Annotated in this window: 18 protein-coding genes and 1 pseudogene; 9 read left to right on the top strand and 10 right to left on the bottom strand. The window is 38.9% G+C overall.

Going from position 1 to position 16,842, the window contains the following annotated elements:
* Positions 1 to 37: 37 nt before the first annotated feature.
* Positions 38 to 288 (top strand): annotated as a pseudogene (locus MPH60_RS27920) (flavoprotein); the annotation flags it as partial.
* 191 nt (positions 289 to 479) lie between these two features.
* Here the strand turns inward: MPH60_RS27920 and MPH60_RS17410 are convergent.
* Positions 480 to 884, bottom strand: coding sequence for a DUF1259 domain-containing protein (locus tag MPH60_RS17410; protein WP_241593592.1), 405 nt, complete (start codon positions 882 to 884; stop codon positions 480 to 482).
* Between the two features lie 420 nt (positions 885 to 1,304).
* Between MPH60_RS17410 and MPH60_RS17405 the strand changes: the two genes are divergently transcribed.
* From MPH60_RS17405 to arsC, 3 genes are read left to right on the top strand one after another with little or no spacing between them, the layout of a single operon-like run.
* Entirely contained in the window at positions 1,305 to 1,646 is a 342-nt protein-coding gene (locus MPH60_RS17405) for an ArsR/SmtB family transcription factor (RefSeq protein WP_241593594.1), read from the top strand.
* Positions 1,647 to 1,664: 18 nt separating this feature from the next.
* Positions 1,665 to 2,963 carry an arsenic transporter gene (locus MPH60_RS17400; protein WP_241593595.1) on the top strand — a complete coding sequence of 433 codons (1,299 nt, stop codon included), beginning with the start codon at positions 1,665 to 1,667 and terminating at the stop codon, positions 2,961 to 2,963.
* Positions 2,964 to 2,995: 32 nt separating this feature from the next.
* Positions 2,996 to 3,415 (top strand): arsenate reductase (thioredoxin), encoded by a 420-nt coding sequence (gene arsC, locus MPH60_RS17395; protein ID WP_241593596.1) that lies wholly within the window; start codon positions 2,996 to 2,998, stop codon positions 3,413 to 3,415.
* Positions 3,416 to 3,499: 84 nt separating this feature from the next.
* On the opposite strand, the gene MPH60_RS17390 is transcribed toward arsC, so the two are convergent.
* Positions 3,500 to 4,276, bottom strand: coding sequence for a SurA N-terminal domain-containing protein (locus MPH60_RS17390; RefSeq protein WP_241593597.1), 777 nt, complete (start codon positions 4,274 to 4,276; stop codon positions 3,500 to 3,502).
* Between the two features lie 373 nt (positions 4,277 to 4,649).
* On the opposite strand from MPH60_RS17390, the gene MPH60_RS17385 reads away from it, so the two are divergent.
* Positions 4,650 to 5,672 (top strand): HD domain-containing phosphohydrolase, encoded by a 1,023-nt coding sequence (locus MPH60_RS17385; protein WP_241593598.1) that lies wholly within the window; start codon positions 4,650 to 4,652, stop codon positions 5,670 to 5,672.
* A gap of 126 nt (positions 5,673 to 5,798) precedes the next feature.
* On the opposite strand, the gene MPH60_RS17380 is transcribed toward MPH60_RS17385, so the two are convergent.
* From MPH60_RS17380 to MPH60_RS17370, 3 genes are read right to left on the bottom strand one after another with little or no spacing between them, the layout of a single operon-like run.
* On the bottom strand, positions 5,799 to 6,350 hold the full coding sequence (locus MPH60_RS17380; protein ID WP_241593599.1) for a TVP38/TMEM64 family protein: 552 nt from the start codon (positions 6,348 to 6,350) through the stop codon (positions 5,799 to 5,801).
* A gap of 1 nt (position 6,351) precedes the next feature.
* A complete protein-coding gene (locus MPH60_RS17375) occupies positions 6,352 to 7,029 on the bottom strand; it encodes a response regulator transcription factor (protein WP_241593600.1) in 678 nt (225 codons plus the stop codon).
* On the bottom strand, positions 7,007 to 8,398 hold the full coding sequence (locus MPH60_RS17370; RefSeq protein WP_241593601.1) for a HAMP domain-containing sensor histidine kinase: 1,392 nt from the start codon (positions 8,396 to 8,398) through the stop codon (positions 7,007 to 7,009). The genes MPH60_RS17375 and MPH60_RS17370 overlap by 23 nt, the downstream gene beginning before the upstream one ends.
* Before the next feature lie 854 nt (positions 8,399 to 9,252).
* On the opposite strand from MPH60_RS17370, the gene MPH60_RS17365 reads away from it, so the two are divergent.
* Complete coding sequence (locus tag MPH60_RS17365; RefSeq protein ID WP_241593602.1) at positions 9,253 to 9,729, top strand: Lrp/AsnC family transcriptional regulator; 477 nt, start codon at positions 9,253 to 9,255, stop codon at positions 9,727 to 9,729.
* A gap of 38 nt (positions 9,730 to 9,767) precedes the next feature.
* On the opposite strand, the gene MPH60_RS17360 is transcribed toward MPH60_RS17365, so the two are convergent.
* The 4 genes from MPH60_RS17360 to MPH60_RS17345 all read right to left on the bottom strand — a co-directional run bounded on the left by MPH60_RS17360 (position 9,768) and on the right by MPH60_RS17345 (position 13,074).
* Positions 9,768 to 10,319: a chromate transporter gene (locus MPH60_RS17360; RefSeq protein WP_241593603.1), complete on the bottom strand. Its 552-nt coding sequence runs from the start codon at positions 10,317 to 10,319 to the stop codon at positions 9,768 to 9,770.
* Positions 10,319 to 10,906 (bottom strand): chromate transporter, encoded by a 588-nt coding sequence (locus tag MPH60_RS17355; protein ID WP_241593604.1) that lies wholly within the window; start codon positions 10,904 to 10,906, stop codon positions 10,319 to 10,321. Before MPH60_RS17355 ends, MPH60_RS17360 begins: the two co-directional genes overlap by 1 nt.
* A gap of 397 nt (positions 10,907 to 11,303) precedes the next feature.
* Complete coding sequence (locus MPH60_RS17350) at positions 11,304 to 12,176, bottom strand: DMT family transporter (RefSeq protein WP_241593605.1); 873 nt, start codon at positions 12,174 to 12,176, stop codon at positions 11,304 to 11,306.
* A gap of 685 nt (positions 12,177 to 12,861) precedes the next feature.
* Complete coding sequence (locus MPH60_RS17345) at positions 12,862 to 13,074, bottom strand: hypothetical protein (RefSeq protein ID WP_241593606.1); 213 nt, start codon at positions 13,072 to 13,074, stop codon at positions 12,862 to 12,864.
* 637 nt (positions 13,075 to 13,711) lie between these two features.
* Between MPH60_RS17345 and MPH60_RS17340 the strand changes: the two genes are divergently transcribed.
* The 3 genes from MPH60_RS17340 to MPH60_RS17330 all read left to right on the top strand — a co-directional run bounded on the left by MPH60_RS17340 (position 13,712) and on the right by MPH60_RS17330 (position 15,291).
* Positions 13,712 to 14,074 carry a group I truncated hemoglobin gene (locus tag MPH60_RS17340; RefSeq protein WP_241593607.1) on the top strand — a complete coding sequence of 121 codons (363 nt, stop codon included), beginning with the start codon at positions 13,712 to 13,714 and terminating at the stop codon, positions 14,072 to 14,074.
* Positions 14,075 to 14,168: 94 nt separating this feature from the next.
* Positions 14,169 to 14,552, top strand: coding sequence for a cupredoxin domain-containing protein (locus MPH60_RS17335; RefSeq protein WP_241593608.1), 384 nt, complete (start codon positions 14,169 to 14,171; stop codon positions 14,550 to 14,552).
* 181 nt (positions 14,553 to 14,733) lie between these two features.
* Positions 14,734 to 15,291, top strand: coding sequence for a hypothetical protein (locus tag MPH60_RS17330; protein ID WP_241593609.1), 558 nt, complete (start codon positions 14,734 to 14,736; stop codon positions 15,289 to 15,291).
* A 53-nt stretch (positions 15,292 to 15,344) separates the two neighbouring features.
* On the opposite strand, the gene MPH60_RS17325 is transcribed toward MPH60_RS17330, so the two are convergent.
* Positions 15,345 to 16,757 (bottom strand): PQQ-dependent sugar dehydrogenase, encoded by a 1,413-nt coding sequence (locus MPH60_RS17325; RefSeq protein ID WP_241593610.1) that lies wholly within the window; start codon positions 16,755 to 16,757, stop codon positions 15,345 to 15,347.
* Between the last annotated feature and the right edge of the window lie 85 nt (positions 16,758 to 16,842).

Raw genomic sequence — 16,842 nt, 5'->3', positions numbered from 1 at the left:
TGCCGGACACTCGGCAGTTTTCTTGTTTCTGCTCATAAAGATTTACGAAAGAGCGCCTACATTCTTACTGGCAACAGGCTACTAACAAGTCCGTTCCGTGGTGGCTTATCTGACAGGGGATGTCGAGGGGGCGAAAGAAGTGCGCTTGCAACTTCTGAAACAGGAGTTTGCAGTGTGAATCTGGCATCCAGTTGCTGCGATTCTGATATTCCTCCAACTGAAACAATCGATAGTTCTTGCTGTCGCAGTCCTGTTCCAGTGAGATTGGAAATGAAAAATAATTCCTAAATAAAATAGAAGACCAGTCTGAAACCAGGCTGGTCTTTTTATTTGATACTTTTTATTTCGAGATGCACCATTAAATTACTTTCGGATAGTCGGACCACTTATTGTGTTTTCTTTTGCCATATGGAACTAGCACCCGTTAGTTCCATAACAAAAGGAGCTGATTCCAGCTCCTGATTAAATTATTTTTTAAATTAGCCTTTTAAAACTTTGAATGCTTCTCTAACTTTTCGAGCAAATTCCAGTGGAGGTTCGATTGATTCAAAATGCATATACATGGCTCTAGGATTTTCAAATAACCAGTGATTATGAACCGCTGTTACAATAATATCCCTTTCTCGTAATTCCGTTAACAATGGATTTACCTCGACTTGAAGTAGAACCGTTTCACCTAGATTTAGTGCATTTCCTTTACTATCTAAATTCTCAAAGGTGAAAAATTGAGGGTTTACTAACGGTGAATTAGTTCTCCTTCCAAGTATTTTAAATGGTATGTCTCTAAATCTTTGAACTAGACATACTCCGTTCATAAAACTTGCATCACCGTCAAGAATCCTTGCAAATTCACTACATAAATCCCTTTTTGAGTCCTTACCCATAATACTCACTCCTTATAATATAAAGCCATTTGTACCCTTTAATAATCTGGTTTTATTGTATGAGAGTGGATTATTTAAGATTGGGCAAATGAGTTGAAATAACAAACCTTATTGGGTCATTTCATAAAAATACTTACTTATTTATATATAGTAAGCGCGATATCTTTTCTTTTTTAATTTTTTGACACGAAAAATTGTGCAGACAATTTATAAAAGAATTTCCCGAACTTTGAATTCAATGTTCCTGCCCCGTTAGTTCATCAAGAAAATCAACAACACCCGAATTTAAGCAGACTAAAATTAAAAATTTTATTGTTGAATAGTTAATGATTGATTAAATAAGAATATGCTTATACAATGATGATGCATAATCAAATAAGCATATACTTATTTCCTATATGCCAGAAGGGATGAAAAGTTATGAATGAAGCGTTGGATTTGGAAACAATTGCAAACATTCTTAAATTACTAGGTGATAAAACCCGTTTGACTATGATTAAAATCATGTCTGAGCATGAATGCTGTGTCTGTGAATTTGTAGACCTGTTTGATATGAGCCAACCTGCTATCAGCCAGCATTTACGAAAGTTGAAAGATAGCGGAATTGTGAATGAAGTGAGAAGGGGACAATGGATATTTTACTCATTAAATCCGTCTTCTTCCCATTACTCATTTATTCAAACGGTCATTAAGGACTTGCCAAGTCAAAACTTTAAATTAGAAGAATTAACAGCACAAGGAAAACGGATTTGTTGTGACTAACTAGGAGGTACAACTTCAGTGGGATCGGTTATTTTGGCAGTTATCATCTTTTTATTAACACTCATTCTCGTCATCTGGCAGCCGAAGGGATTGTCAATCGGATGGTCAGCATGCGGGGGTGCCGTACTTGCCTTACTCGTTGGGGTGGTTGACTTTAACGATGTAATTGCCGTTACGGGTATTGTATGGAATGCGACGTTGGCGTTCATTGCTATTATCATTATTTCTTTGATTTTAGATGAAATTGGTTTCTTTGAATGGGCAGCTTTACATATGGCTAGAGCGGCCAAGGGAAATGGAGTAAGGATGTTTGTGTATGTGAGCATTCTCGGAGCCATAGTCGCGGCTTTCTTCGCAAATGACGGAGCAGCTCTCATCTTAACTCCGATTGTATTGGCGATGGTTCGAAACTTGAAGTTGGAAGAGAGAATGATCTTCCCATTTATCATCGCGAGTGGGTTTATTGCCGACACTACATCCTTACCGCTTGTGGTAAGTAATCTGGTCAACATTGTTTCTGCTGACTTTTTTGATATCGGGTTTATTGAGTTTGCCTCTAGAATGATCGTTCCCAACCTGATTTCATTAGCAGCAAGCATCCTGGTATTATATTTGTACTTCAGAAAGAGCATTCCGAAGAATTATGATATGGCTCAATTGAAGAAGCCAGTCGATGCCATTCGTGATGTGAAAATGTTTCGCCTGTCTGGGATTGTTTTAGGTGTTCTGCTGGTTGGCTATTTTATCAGTGAATTTTTCAACATTCCTGTATCCATCATTGCAGTCATTGTCGCTATTTTCTTCCTCTTGATGGCTAGAAGAAGTCCAGCGGTCAACACGAAAACCGTTATCAAAGGCGCACCATGGGCAATCGTCTTTTTCTCAATTGGGATGTATGTAGTGGTGTACAGTCTAAGAAATGTTGGCTTGACGAACGTATTAACGGATTTGATCCAAGTTATCGCCGATCAAGGATTATTTGCCGCAACGATTGGGATGGGCTTCATCGCTGCCATTCTGTCATCACTTATGAATAACCTGCCAACCGTCATGATTGACGCCCTTGCCATATCCGACACCCATACAACGGGGGCAATCAGGGAGGCCCTTATTTTTGCAAATGTCATCGGTTCGGACCTGGGCCCGAAAATCACTCCGATCGGATCTTTGGCTACGTTATTGTGGCTGCATGTCCTCTCATTAAAAGGCGTGAAAATCTCATGGGGAACTTATTTTAAAACGGGAATCATCTTAACCATCCCAACACTGTTCATCACATTAGTTGGCTTATATGTATGGTTGCAAATCATTCATTAAACACTTACTTACAAAGAAAGGAGAGGAACAGCTTGGCTAAAAAAACACTTTACTTCTTATGTACAGGGAACTCTTGCAGAAGCCAAATGGCAGAGGCATGGGGGAAGAAATATCTAGGAGACGAATGGCAAGTGCTAAGTGCAGGAATTGAAGCACATGGCTTGAATCCGAATGCTGTTAAAGCGATGAACGAGGTTGGAATGGATATTACCAATCAAACTTCCGATATCATTGACCCTGGCATTTTAAATAATGCCGATTTTGTCGTTACATTATGTGGCGATGCGGCAGACAAATGTCCCATGATGCCACCGCATGTTATACGTGAACATTGGGGCTTTGATGACCCGGCAAAAGCGGAAGGAACAGATGAAGAAAAATGGGCGACCTTCCAACGTGTTCGTGATGAAATAGGAGAAAGAATTGAACGTTTCTCTAAAACGGGTGAATAGATAAAATTGATACGCCGTGGGTGGTAGCAGGCGGACAAAAGATCATAAAGAAAGAGCTGCCAAAATTGGCAGCTCTTTTCATCATTAAATCTTAATATCGACCTTAGCATTTTTCTGAAGTTCTTCCACATGCTTCACAAGCTTTTCTTGTTTCTTTTGCTGCTCTAGTTGTTCCTTGATTTGCGGCTTCATTTCCTCGAGTTTCTGTACCTTCTGTCCGCTTGTTTTAGCTTGCTCTGCAACCTGGTCATAATACTTTTGGATTTCTTCATCAGTTGCTTCTTCCACTTTAATCTCTTTTTCAACGTACTTCGTATATGGGATATTCTCTGCGATCTGAGCATTCAGCATTTCCAAGTTCATACCTGCTTGCTTCAATGCTTCCTTGAACTTCTCTTCACTCTCATATTGCTTTTTGATTTCGGCATATTGCTTTTCAATTTCGGCCTTGGAAGCTGTGTAGCCCTTTTTATCAGCTGCTTGAAGAAGCAATGTTTGCCCCACTAAAGAGTTAAGGGTTTGCTCTTTAGTTTGTTTGGCACCCTCCTTGGTTGTCGGGTCTTGGCCGAATTGCTGCATCTGCATTTGTGTGGTAGACAACACGGTATTATATTCCGCACCTGAAATTTTTTCGTCATTGACGATGGCCACCGTTTTCTTTTCGTCCACCTTTTGCTTGTCTAGTTTCTTCTGCATTTCTTCCATCTGTTTTTGCTGTTCCTCAGTTGCTTTAGCTGTTTCTTTCTCAGTTGTTTTAGTCTCTTTCTCGTCATTTTTCTTATCAGCTTCATCGTTCGAACCACAAGCCGTCAGAACAACTGCCAATAATCCAATGATGATTGGGTACAATAGTTTCTTCATATTTCCGTCTCCTCTCGTATTCAATGCTAAAAAATCATCTAATGCGCATTATAAAGGAATTTCCCATTAAAACACAATAAATTCATTCTTTTTTCCAGAAAACAGGAAGATAGTATAGGCATCCTCTCATTATATAAGTGTAACATTAGCGGAAATGAACCCATTTACCCTTCGACATGCAAAATTTTTAATGGGAAGGCGAAAACTGATATCTGTTGCAGTCAGAAACTTGTATTCTAACTCTCATTCACAAAATGATGCATATTAACTATTTTATATAAAACTTGTATGATATTATATACCTTATCATTCGAATATAGTTCATTTAGCCTAACGGAATTGGAAATCCAGCAAATTATAGGAGGAATAGATTTTGAAAGGGAAATCGAGGCTGCCATGCGAATTGGCAGGGTATTTAAAGTTGGGGGATGCCGTCATCATTACGGATCAAGATCATCGCATACTTGATATTAATCCATATTATGAAAGGACGACAGGGTATTCAAGGAAGAGTATCATTGGGTTCAAAGCTGGATTCTTGAAGTCAGGGTTAACACCTTTATGTACATACACAACCCTGAAAATTGAATTAAGGAAGGGGAATCCTTGGTCAGGGGTTTTCACCAATCGAAAAAAATCGGGTGAGATCTGGCATTCCTCGATTACGATTACCCCTATTCATCTTGGGGATCAGTGGTATTTTGTAGGGATTTTCCGTGAACTGGAACAATTGAAAGAAGGGATCTACCTTTCGGAAAAGAAAAGGGCAGAGACTCAAAGGGAATTGTTAAAGGTACTCGCCATTTCATGCGAAATCCGTGATCCAGGCATTGAAGCGCATTTATTGAGAGTTCAAAATCTAACCGAGGAGCTAGTTACCGTTCATAATCGAAGATGCCAGCTGGCACTATCTGAAAGCTATATGAATCATATCGTCCATTCAAGTATTCTGCATGATATCGGGAAAGCGGAGATTCCTGAGGGGATATTATACAAACCTGGCCCGTTATCTCCTTATGAACGAAAAATCATCGAGATGCATCCGTTAATGGGATCCGATATTTTGAATAAGATTTCAAGGGAAATAAACAATGATGTGATCAGCAGCCTGGAAGTGGCTGAAAACATCATCCTCCATCATCATGAAAAGTGGGATGGAACTGGATATCCACATCGATTGAAAGGTGAGGACATCCCATTGGAAGCTAGAATCGTTGCCATTGTGGATGTATTCGATGCATTGACCAGCAGAAGGGCGTATAAAGATTCCTGGTCAGTGGAGCGGGCATTATCTTTCATAAACGAACAAAAAGGAAAGCATTTCGATCCATCCATCGTTGTGTCCTTCTTTTGCTATTTTAATGAAGAGGCTTCGGAGCCGTTCCCGGCACAGTGATATAAATCAAAGAACTCGTCGAATATATTTTCCCGATATAATGGGGTCATGCCTCATCCGCCTTCTGGATCTGGCAGTAACCCTTGGAGACCAAGGGTTACTGATTCTTGAAAGAGAGGATTTTTACTATATTCCTTTTTTCTTATTTCTAGTAAAGTAATAAACGACTGCGATTGCCAGAATCAACAGTACCAAAACAATCCTTACATCGTCCGATGCCTTCAATACTTGTGTCACCGAATACGCCTCGACAAGGAGGGCAGGCAGTTTTCCGATGGATGTGGCGAGGAAGAAAATCATCATTCCCGTCTTGCTTAATGCTGCTGTAAGGTTGATCACGCCGGATGGTATAAAAGGAAGGAGCCTAAGCATCAGGATCATCCAAAATGCATGAAACCCTTGTGACTTTTGCAGCTTCATGACCCACCGGTTCTTCATGAACTTGGGTTGGAATGTTTGAAAGCCCTTTCGATATAACCAAAAGCTTACCACTGCACCAACAATTTCTCCCATGTAAGAAAGGATCAATCCCTTTTCAAATCCAAATACGGTAATATTGGCGGCCGTGATGAATACGCTCGGAATAAAACCAAGCACGCTAATCAATATATTGAATATTAAACTTACCGCAATGGAAAAAGGGCCGCTGGATAGTAATGCCTCAGAAATGAAATTCATATCAATCCACAGAACTCCATTTATACCCGATGCCCCAGACCGTTTTCAAGTGTTGATCTGCTGGAAAACCGGCATGACGCAATTTCTCTCTAATATTTCGAATATGGGAATCGATAGTCCGGTCTTCCGTATCCGTTTTAAATCCCCATATGGTCGAGAGCAGGTGGTCTCTCGAATACACTTGATCTGGTGATTTTAAAAACAAGCACAACAGTGAGAACTCTTTTGGTGTCAATGGGATTGTTTTGGTATCATAATGTGCTTCGTAAGCAGATTCATTTAATTTTAGCCCCCTAAATATCATAGTATCGTCCTGATTATGCACTCGCCGCGTCACTGCTTCGATTCTGGCAAGTAAAACATCTTCATTAAATGGTTTCGTAATATAATCGTCTGCGCCCTTTTTCAACCCTTTCACCATTTCTTGTGCAGCATCCCGGGCGGTGAGCATGATTATGGGAATGTTGGAAAACGCACGGATCCTTTCACACGTTTCCCACCCATCCATCTCAGGCATCATTACATCAAGAAGGACTAGGTCCGCATGTTTATGCGCTAAGAATTGTAAAGCTTCATGTCCAGATTTCATCTTCAAGCAAGTATATCCGTGAGGCATAATGTATAGCTCTAATAGATCAAGCATTCTCTTTTCATCATCAACCAGAACGATTGTCTTCATTTGTTTTCTCCTTAAATGTGATAGTGAAGCACGTTCCTTGCTCCAAGTTGCTTTTAACCGAAATGGTTCCTCCTTGTATCTCCACTAATTGCTTGACGATGGAGAGCCCCAAACCGAATCCACCAGTATCTCTGGCGCGTGATTTCTCGACACGATATAAACGATCAAAGATATGGGGGATATCTTCAGGGGGAATGCCAACCCCTTGATCGATTATGGAGATGGAAATCCTGCCAAGGCATTCAGTGGCTTTGATGGTGGTGACTGTATATTCGTTCGAGTACTTCAGCGCATTATCAAGCAGGTTAAGAATGACTTGCTCAAACCGTGAGGGATCTAAATCTATAAATAAATCATCCTTACATTCCAGATTCAATTGAATTCTTTCATTTGCAAATGCCGGCAGCACTTTTTCATGAATGTTTTGCAGGAATGAAGAGAGCTGGACGGTTTCTTTAGATATGGTGAATGTATTTACATCCATTCTAGCCATATTGAATAGTTCGTCCAATAATCTGTTTAATCGTTCGGATTCATCATGGATGATCTCTAAGTATCGGGTTCGTTCGGCAGCATTCAAGTCTTTCCGGCGGGCAATATCAGCGTACCCTTTGATATAAGTTAGCGGCGTGCGCAGTTCATGAGAGATACTTGCCAAAAATTCATTGCGTTCCTTCTTTAAATAGTTCAATTCATTAGCCAAGCTTTGAATGGATTGGGCAAGCTCCCCGAGTTCATCATGAGATCGTACTGGCACAGCCACTGAAAAATTCCCTTTGCTGAGCTTGGTTGTCGCTTCCTTCATCGAAATAAGAGGTCTAGTCAAAGCTTTTGATAGAAAATAAATGGTGATAAGCATGAAGAAAAGGAGCAATGCAGTCGCAAAAAGGAAATGCCTATTCAATTGTGCAATTAAATCCTCCACATCCCTAGTATCTTTGAACATATAAACATAGCCTTTTTTTTCTTTATCACTGATAAATGGCGTAACTGTGGCAATATATCTTTCATCCTTCCATCTTGATTGGATGACCAGGCCTTTTCGGGATAGTTGCGGGATGTTTTTTGCCAAGATTTTTTTCATTCCCCCATTTACCTTCTCGGAAGATATCAGAATATCTCCCCTTGTGTTCGTAATCACGACATCTGTATCGGTATGGTATTCCATCAGGCCGATATGCTGAAGGGTAGAGTCGGAAAACGTGATTTCCAACACATCACGATGACTATTGCCACGGGCCTTCAGTGATTCCAATTCTTGATTGATACGGGAATGGATCACTTTATTATGTAAGTAAATCATCGAAACGGTTTCCATCAAAAAAATGCAAACAAATATAGATAGTCCGAGCTTAAAGGAGATTTTCATGAGCATTCACCCTCTTATGGAATAAAGTCAGTTTAGCGAAAAAGTATGAAGAAAGTATGCAGTATTTTCAATTTCTTCGCATCTCTTAAACAACGATAATCCGAATGATGACTTGTTGCAAGAAGTACAATATATTAATGGACCCAAACTGCATTTTTTCAGTCTTGGATATGGTAATGGGGGAACCGGTTTTTCCGTTCAATAACACTTTTGAAAGTGGGTATTTAAAAAATGGATGATGATTATTCATACTTGAATTGAAAATGGTTAGGTTTTTTTATTTAGTCTATTCAAAATATTTTGTGTTAAGGAAACATTTTGTCGTAAATGAATACTATGTAAAAAAGGAGCTGATTCATATGAATTGTACAAACCGTACGCAGAAAAAAATAATGGCTTATTCCGCATTATTCAAAAAAATGGGCATTCTCAATGATGAGGAATATAAAAATATCGCAAAGACCTTTCAAACAAAGGATTGAGGAAGAGTTCATTGGAAATTCATAAACTTTTATCCTGCATTAAACCGGCTGTAAAACCCCCGCCTTCCTGATTTCGAAATAGGAGGGGGGACTTGCAGTCTGGAACTCAAGGGGGTGTCGGCGGTGCGGTCAATTTGTCCGGCGCTGAGTCTATCGAATTCCACTTTTGGCAGCTGCACTCAGCTGGATGAAATGCTGCTTCTTAAGTTTGAAAAGCTACATATATGATGGACATTCATATGCAAATAGAAGGGGGAACATGAGGGCTGCCCAAATTTCCGGCCTATATTAGAAGTGAAAAGGAAGATTGTTGTGATCCGATAGTGTTCTCTGAGATAATGGAATAAAGAAATCGAAAAGGAGTTACGTAGGATGGCAGAGGACTTTAAGATTCCCAGCTTGAAAGTTGATGAAATCGATAAGAAAATCATATCGGTTTTACATGAAGATGCACGAATTTCGTATACCGACTTAGCGAAGAAAGTGGAGCTTTCCAGAGTTGCGGTTCAGATGAGAATTAATCATCTTGTTGAAAACGGGGTGATTGAGAGGTTCACTGCGGTCATAAATCCAGCTAAGGTCGGCATCCATGTCTCTGCATTTTTTAACGTTGAGGTTGAGCCAAAATATCTGGAATCAGTCGCGCAGCAATTAGAAAGTGAACCGGCTGTAACGAGTTTATATCATATGACCGGTCCGAGTAAACTCCATATGCACGGAATCTTTACTGATAATCCAGAGATGGAACGTTTTCTCAATGAGAAGCTGTATGCGGTCGTCGGTGTTGTCAGCGTTGATTGCCAAATTCTCATTAAACGCTATAAAAGCCGGATGGGCATGAAGCTTTAATAAAAAATCCCCCTAAATAGGCGGATTTTTTATTATTATTATGTGTGGGGGATGATAAAGCCGCCGTACATAAAGGCAAGAATGATTACGAATGCAGGGTGGATCTTGAATTTACCTAAAGCCAAGAAAGCCAATCCAGCGATGACGATTGAATGGATGTAGCCGATGGATCCGACCGCATCCGCGGCCATATTCCAGGTGAGTAATAACATCATGATCGCAATCACGGGCTGTACAAGCAGTGACATGCCCTTTACAACAGGAGATTGCTTATATTTTCGCAGGATTTTTAATAAATATATCAAAGCCACGGCTGAAGGGATGATCGTGCCTGCCAATGCAGCTAGAAATCCTGGCCAGCCATATACATCATATCCGACATATGCGGCTATTTTCGTGGCAATCGGTCCTGGAAGTGAATTTCCTAACGCAAGCATTTGTGAGAATTCGGTATTATCAAGCCAGCCATAACGGGTGACGATTTGATCATACATTAGCGGAATCGAGGCTGGACCTCCGCCGTAACCAAGCATATTGGCTATGAAAAAAGCCAGAAAAACAGCAACTCCTATTGGGATAATAAGACCCATTAAGCGGATTCCTCCTTCCTATCCTTCTTTTTGTTTTTCAATCTATCCTTTAATTTAAAATGAAACGCTCCATATATAAGAAAAATCATGATGACGATACCTGGATGCAGGGAAATGACCTGCAGAAGCAAAAAGGAAATCGCAAAAAAGGTGGTTCCGAGCACCTTTCCTAACCCTTTTACCGCCTTTTCGCCAAACTCATAAGCCATTTGACCAAGCATGACGGCAACCACCGGCATTACAGCAGCAATCATATTACTGATCATTTTGGAATTACTTAGAACATTAATGAAAGCAATCAAGAAAACCATCGCAATGCATGAAGGTAAAACGTGAGCGGCCACACTGACGATGGCTCCCGGCCAGCCTTTTAATTTATAACCAAGATATGCTGCCATCTTCGTGGCAATCGGTCCTGGGAGTGTATTGGCAATCGCCAAAGTGTCCCCGAATTCATCATCGTCGAGCCAGTGATAACGGGAAACTGCTTCGTGGCGGATGAGCGGGATGACTGATGGTCCGCCGCCGAAACCTAATATCCCCGTTCTCATCATCCCAATCGTCAATTCCGTATATGGATTTTTCAAGAACGATTCCTCCTTTGTTATAAAATTTAGCATTCATTTCCAAAAGATTATGAATTAATGATAACAAAAAAATTTTCGAAATGTACATAAAATAATAATAATAATTACGTAATGATTGTATATTTGGGATTTTTCAACATAATCGGCTGAAAAAAATATAATAATACATCTTTTTGTCGTAAGAACCAAGAAAACATGGGACGGTACGGCGATGAGTGGGATTCCACCTTATTATTCACATAAAGGGGTATGAGTAAGGAGGAATTACAAATAAAAAACAACTTTTTCTGCAATCCCCTTTTTAAAACAAAAAAGAACCCTATAGGCAGCCTTTTTTAAAGAGGCCATTCTATAGGGACAATTTAATATATAACTCTAATAAACTTTTTAATGTGGGTTATTCTTCCCGAATGACTAATAACACACCGATAAAAATTAATATTGTGCCGATCCAAAAAGACAAGCCGATTTGTTCACCTAGTATTAACCAACCTAAAAAAGTACCGACTATAGGCTGTAAAAAGAAAAATAATCCACCACTTGAAGCGGTAAGCATTTGCAGTCCGCGATTCCACAGTAAAAAGGCACATGCTGTGGAAATAACGCCCAAATATAATAGGCCGCCCCATATGGATGGATGCATGATTGCTTGAAAATCAAGCTCATCCAATCGACTGATCGTAACAGGTGTTAAAAAGACAATTGCCACAAGCACTGCATAGGTCGTTATAACAATTTGTGAATATTGCCCCGGGACACGTTTGATTAGAACAGACATAAGTGCCCAAGTTAACGCAGCAATAAGCAGTGATAGGCCCCCAAGTTGGTAAGATGAACCGATATGGGCATTTCCGACAATGATACCGACACCGAGTGTCGCTAAAATAACAGAAATCGATTTTTTTAATGTGATCTTTTCTTTTAAAACGATACGTGCAAATATCACCATAAATGCAGGTGTTGTGGAAGTAATGATAGCTCCCATTTGTGCAGTGGATAGCAGTGTACCGACTTCCTGGGTTACGATGGAAATTGTGTTTCCAACAAGTCCTATAATGAAAACCAAAATCCAGTCTCGTTTTTCAATCCGCCAAGATTGTTTTGTTATAAAACCTATTGTCAGCAATGCTAAAATCGCAATTACATATCGTAATAATACTAATTCAAGTGGCGGAACAACGTCTACCACAACTTTTACCACAACATACATCCCGCCCCAAATGCTAGCAGCGAGTGATAAATATAAAGAACCTATTATAGTGTTTTTCATTTTGTACCCTCCGTTTTAACTAAACATTCCCAGTCCTTAACGGAGATGCAATTTTTCTGCCGTTAAGGAAGAATAACTGCAGGTACATCATTTTCGAATAGCGGTGACCACAACATCAGCTTTCAGCTCTCTTTCAAAAATATTCTTTCAATAATTTTAGTTAATTTAAAGCTTCACTGAGCTTCATTCGATTCAAAAATCAGTAAGTTATATCAAATATACAAGATTTTAGTTATTTATAAAAGAACAAAAAATAGTTTTAGACACAGCGTACCATTAGAAAAACAACTCCCTTGAAAATCTTCTATTAAAAACTACTTTACAGAATGAAGCCAATGTATCCGGCGTGATTGCAAGAAAGGGACCGGTTGACGTAGATGTACAAGCCAAATAGAAACCCCACCAATTGTTAATAGGAAAAGGTGGGGGGGTTATACTGTCTTGTTTGAATGATCTTTGCTTTTATTTTAAGGTAAGATTAAAAAATGGATTCTAGTTGGAATGAAAAGAGGGATTTATAGGGAAGGGAAGCAAATGGTGCAGTAATGGTGTTAGTAAAAATGTAGGGAGCGGTAATGATGTAAGAAAGAAAAAACGTGGATTAGGATTAAAAGGCTCCCTTGAAGAGTGTATTCCTAATCCACTAGTAAGTTGAATTTCTTAGTGCATGACCTTTCCAGAAGCATCACAATCCGTTATATTTTCGTTCGATTTTCCTGAACTCATCAGAAAGCTCAAATAGGGTGTGTAATACCGCTGTTTGAATATATAGATTCATATAATTATCATTACTCTTCTTTTGAAAAGATAAATCATGTTTTTCATTAATTTTCTGAGTTATACATGCATTAATTTCGCGCCACATTTCTTTTGTTCCTTCTTTAATTTTAGTCTCCATAATCTCCCACTCCTTTTTTATTAGTTTATCCAATCTATTACATTCTTATACTTATTTTTTGGCCAAGCTGGTAACTTTTTTATCTTAAAATTAATATCTACTGTTCAAGTTATTTTTCTTGCGTAGAAAAGGAGAGAGAAGCGACTATTGGGTTAGTCCACAATTAGTTTTTTGTAGAAATGAATAATCTCTAATGGATGATGACTTCTCCTTATTTTTCGAGTTTGTTCTCAAACGGCAGGATACCCCAAGGTGGATGTATCGCATCTCCTCTCTAAGGTTCTTTAATTGGGCCATATTCTGGAGTGATGTATTGTACAAATGACAGGAGTTAGGAATAATTAGCATAATGATATTAAAGAACATTTAAACCTTTATCGATGCAGTTCATGAATAGGAGATTGTTATGTTTAAAATTATGATAGTTGAAGATGATGAAAAAATTAGGGAAATAGTGGCTGATACGCTAACAATGTGGAGATATGAAGTTGTGTAGGTTATGGGGTTTGGATCACATTTTAGATGATTTTTGAGAAAAAGTGGATCTCAGCAAAAGGGAATTAAATTGAAAGACAAGGAATAAAAACAAATTTTCTACAGAGAATACTTCTATTAATTACAAGTTAGGAGTGCATATATGGAACAAACACTTTATGAAAAAGTCGGCGGAGAAGAAGCGATAGCAAAAGTTGTGGACTATTTTTACTCCGAATTGGTTCTTAAGGATGAGACAGTTAATCATTTTTTTGAAAAGACGGATATGGAAAAGCAACGCCGTCATCAAACAAAGTTCATTAGTTTTGCATTAGGCGGTCCAAAACAATATTCTGGACAATCCATGGCAAAAGCTCACCAAGGATTGAATTTGCAGCCAGACCATTTCAATGCCATTGTAAAGCACCTTAATGATGCACTAGCTCACTTTGGAGTGAATGAAGCTGACATAGATACAGCTTTAACTAAAGTTGCTACACTGAGAGATGATATCTTGTATAAATGATGGTTATTGAGCTAGCAGCTCCTTTGCAACCAAATTAATAGTAATAATATTTCATGAATTAGAAAAAATAGTGATAGGGAAGGAGGGATTGCGAATGTCTGTGAAAAAGCAGGTAATAGGATTAGTCGTTGTGCTTGCTATGTTTGTAGTTGTGACAACTCTAGGCTCATTCGGCGTATATGCCGAATCCGGTGTTGTAGCTCAGCCTACGATGAAATCGATTGAGGTCGAGTTGAACGACGATTCCTTTAATCCGGATGTCATCACTATTCCGAATGGAACAGCCACAATGGTGATATTGAAAAACAAAGGTACAAAAGAACACACCTTCACAGTGGAAAAGCTCGGAATTGACGCTGAGGTCCAGCCAGGTGAAGAAAAAACCATTACCGTGCAACCGAAACAGCCCGGTACATATGAACTGATATGTCGGTACCATTTCCAGGAAGGAATGGTTGGAAAAGTAATGGTCAAATAAGAAGCAGGGCCAATAAGGCCTTGTTTTTTTAATAGGTGATTAAGTTTTAGAGAGATTTTTTATTAAGCTATTATTCATTACACAGGATCTTGATGCTTGGATCATTAATAATGGTTCCACCTCTAATAAATGGTAATATAATGTATCGTAACGTAAAAACCATTTAAAAGGAGGTGGAAAGGTGTATTTTTTTAAACCCATTTCTGATGAGGTTCGTTTATCTCAAATAGTATTCAATAAACGTAAAAAAACGATGAAGCTCATTTTAGGGTCTATTTTAGCCTGTATTGCTGCTATTCTACAGGCTGCTGCGGGCTTTTTACCAGGTATAGGATATTTTATAAGTCCGCTAGCCACTGCACCTATTTTGTTATGTTCCATGTTTTCCATTCCATATGGAGTGATGACCTACCTTCTGACAATTATGTTGTTATTCATCCTGCAGCCAGCTGAACTGATTGTATTTCCTTTTACAACAGGATTGTTAGGAGTTGGCATAGGGGCATCTTTTTACTTCTTTAGGAAGAGATTAAGTATTATCGCTGCTGGTGCCATTCTTTTAATGTTAGGGATTATGAGTCTAATACTTATTTTTCACTTTCCGGTTTTAGGTCCAGGCGTCTCTATTTCCATTTCATTTCTTATGACGGGCTTTATATTTGCTTTCATTTATAGCTGGTTATGGGTTGAAATTGCTTTAATCCTTTTTAAAAGATTAAAAAGGATTATAATTCAGTGATTCTCCATCACTTGCTTTTAATTTCGAATGATCAAGAATTTTATAGTTATGATTCATGGAACAATTTCAAAAACAGTACCCTGGTTGAAATCAGTCACTTTCATGGAGCCATAAACCCCTAAATATAATCTGCTTTGATCCAGATTCGTTCCCAAATTAACATAATAAGCGGATTGAGACCCAAAATCATAATCGGTTTGTATCACACTAAAATCATTTTGTTCACCATTTGGTCTAACGGTGGTATAAGCCAGAGCCCCTCTAACCTGTGGTTGAGATTCTTTCAGGGCAAGATCGGTAAATACAACGCTTCCTGTTAAACCAGGGATGCTTTTCCCCATATATGCTTGCACTCCTGTAAGTGCAGTTCCTCCAAACTTATCGGGTCTGTTATCTTTATGAAAATAACTAGTTAAAGGCTGAAGACGACTCCCTGAAAGTGATACTGCTTCATTGTAATAAGCAATTGTTTTTTCATCCGAATTCTGATTTTCAGTGCAGCCTTTTATAACCGAAGCAGGAAAAGCACCTTCCCAACCTCGCCAGCCAAAGTTAATAAATCCTTCTTTGTCAGGTTCAGAATTCATGAAAGAAGCTTGAATGAGCTGAGTAACCGGCATTGGTTTATAATGAACGAATGAAAAAATCGACTCGACCAAATTCTGGCCGACATTTCCCGCATATTTAATATACTGATTATAAAACCTTTGAAATGAAATGCCTGATATATTGCGGACCCCTTTGGCCATTACCATGAGCGATTCCTGAATGGTTGTGGGAAGTTCATTGAAACGTGTGACAATGGGTGGATCATTGGCGTACATATTCTTACCTACATCCATTTCAATTATTTTACCGGCGATTTCTAGATCATCCTGGCTTAAGTTAAATGGATCAAAGCCTGATCCACCATCTCCGGTTGTTAAAACAAGTTTTCCTGTTTCAGGTGAAAAGTTTAAACTATTGACCCCATTATGATTGGAAAATGGTCTTCTTAAGTTAAGTAATGTCCGTCGTTTTTGGGGTTGACCATTCGATTGTAAAATCCATTCTTCAATTGTATCAATATGATCATATTGTGTTTCTCTATTTATCCACCTTAGGTTTAAAGTCTTTGGATCACACGGATCAGGCTTAAAAGATTCAGGAAGAGCACCTGGTCCTTGTGTTCCAGCTACTGAATAATGAAGATAAAACAGACCGTTATAATAAAATTCGGGGTGAAACGCTAGCCCTAGCAATCCCCGTTCATCATATCCGCCACCAGAAGCACCTAGTTTCAGGATTCGCGTGCGAATATCTAAAAAAGTCCTTATATCTCCGTTTCCTATGTAAAAGATCTCTCCTACCTGGGTTGCAATAAATAATCTTTCAATTGAGTCACCTGGAAGTATGGTTGTTTTCAAAACAGTAGGTAAATTTATTTTACTTACAATGGGCCGTAAACCAACCTTAACTTTTATCAACTGACTATGCACCCCTTCTTATTGTTTTCTTTTTATAAGAATATGATTAGAGCCGTCCATTAGTACCAAATAAGGCCGGGGAATC

Source organism: Peribacillus sp. Aquil_B1 (assembly GCF_022603275.1).
In the GTDB taxonomy this organism is placed as follows: Bacteria; Bacillota; Bacilli; order Bacillales; family DSM-1321; genus Peribacillus.
Note: the sequence above shows the minus strand (reverse complement) of the source record. Positions and strands in the feature narration are given on the sequence as shown.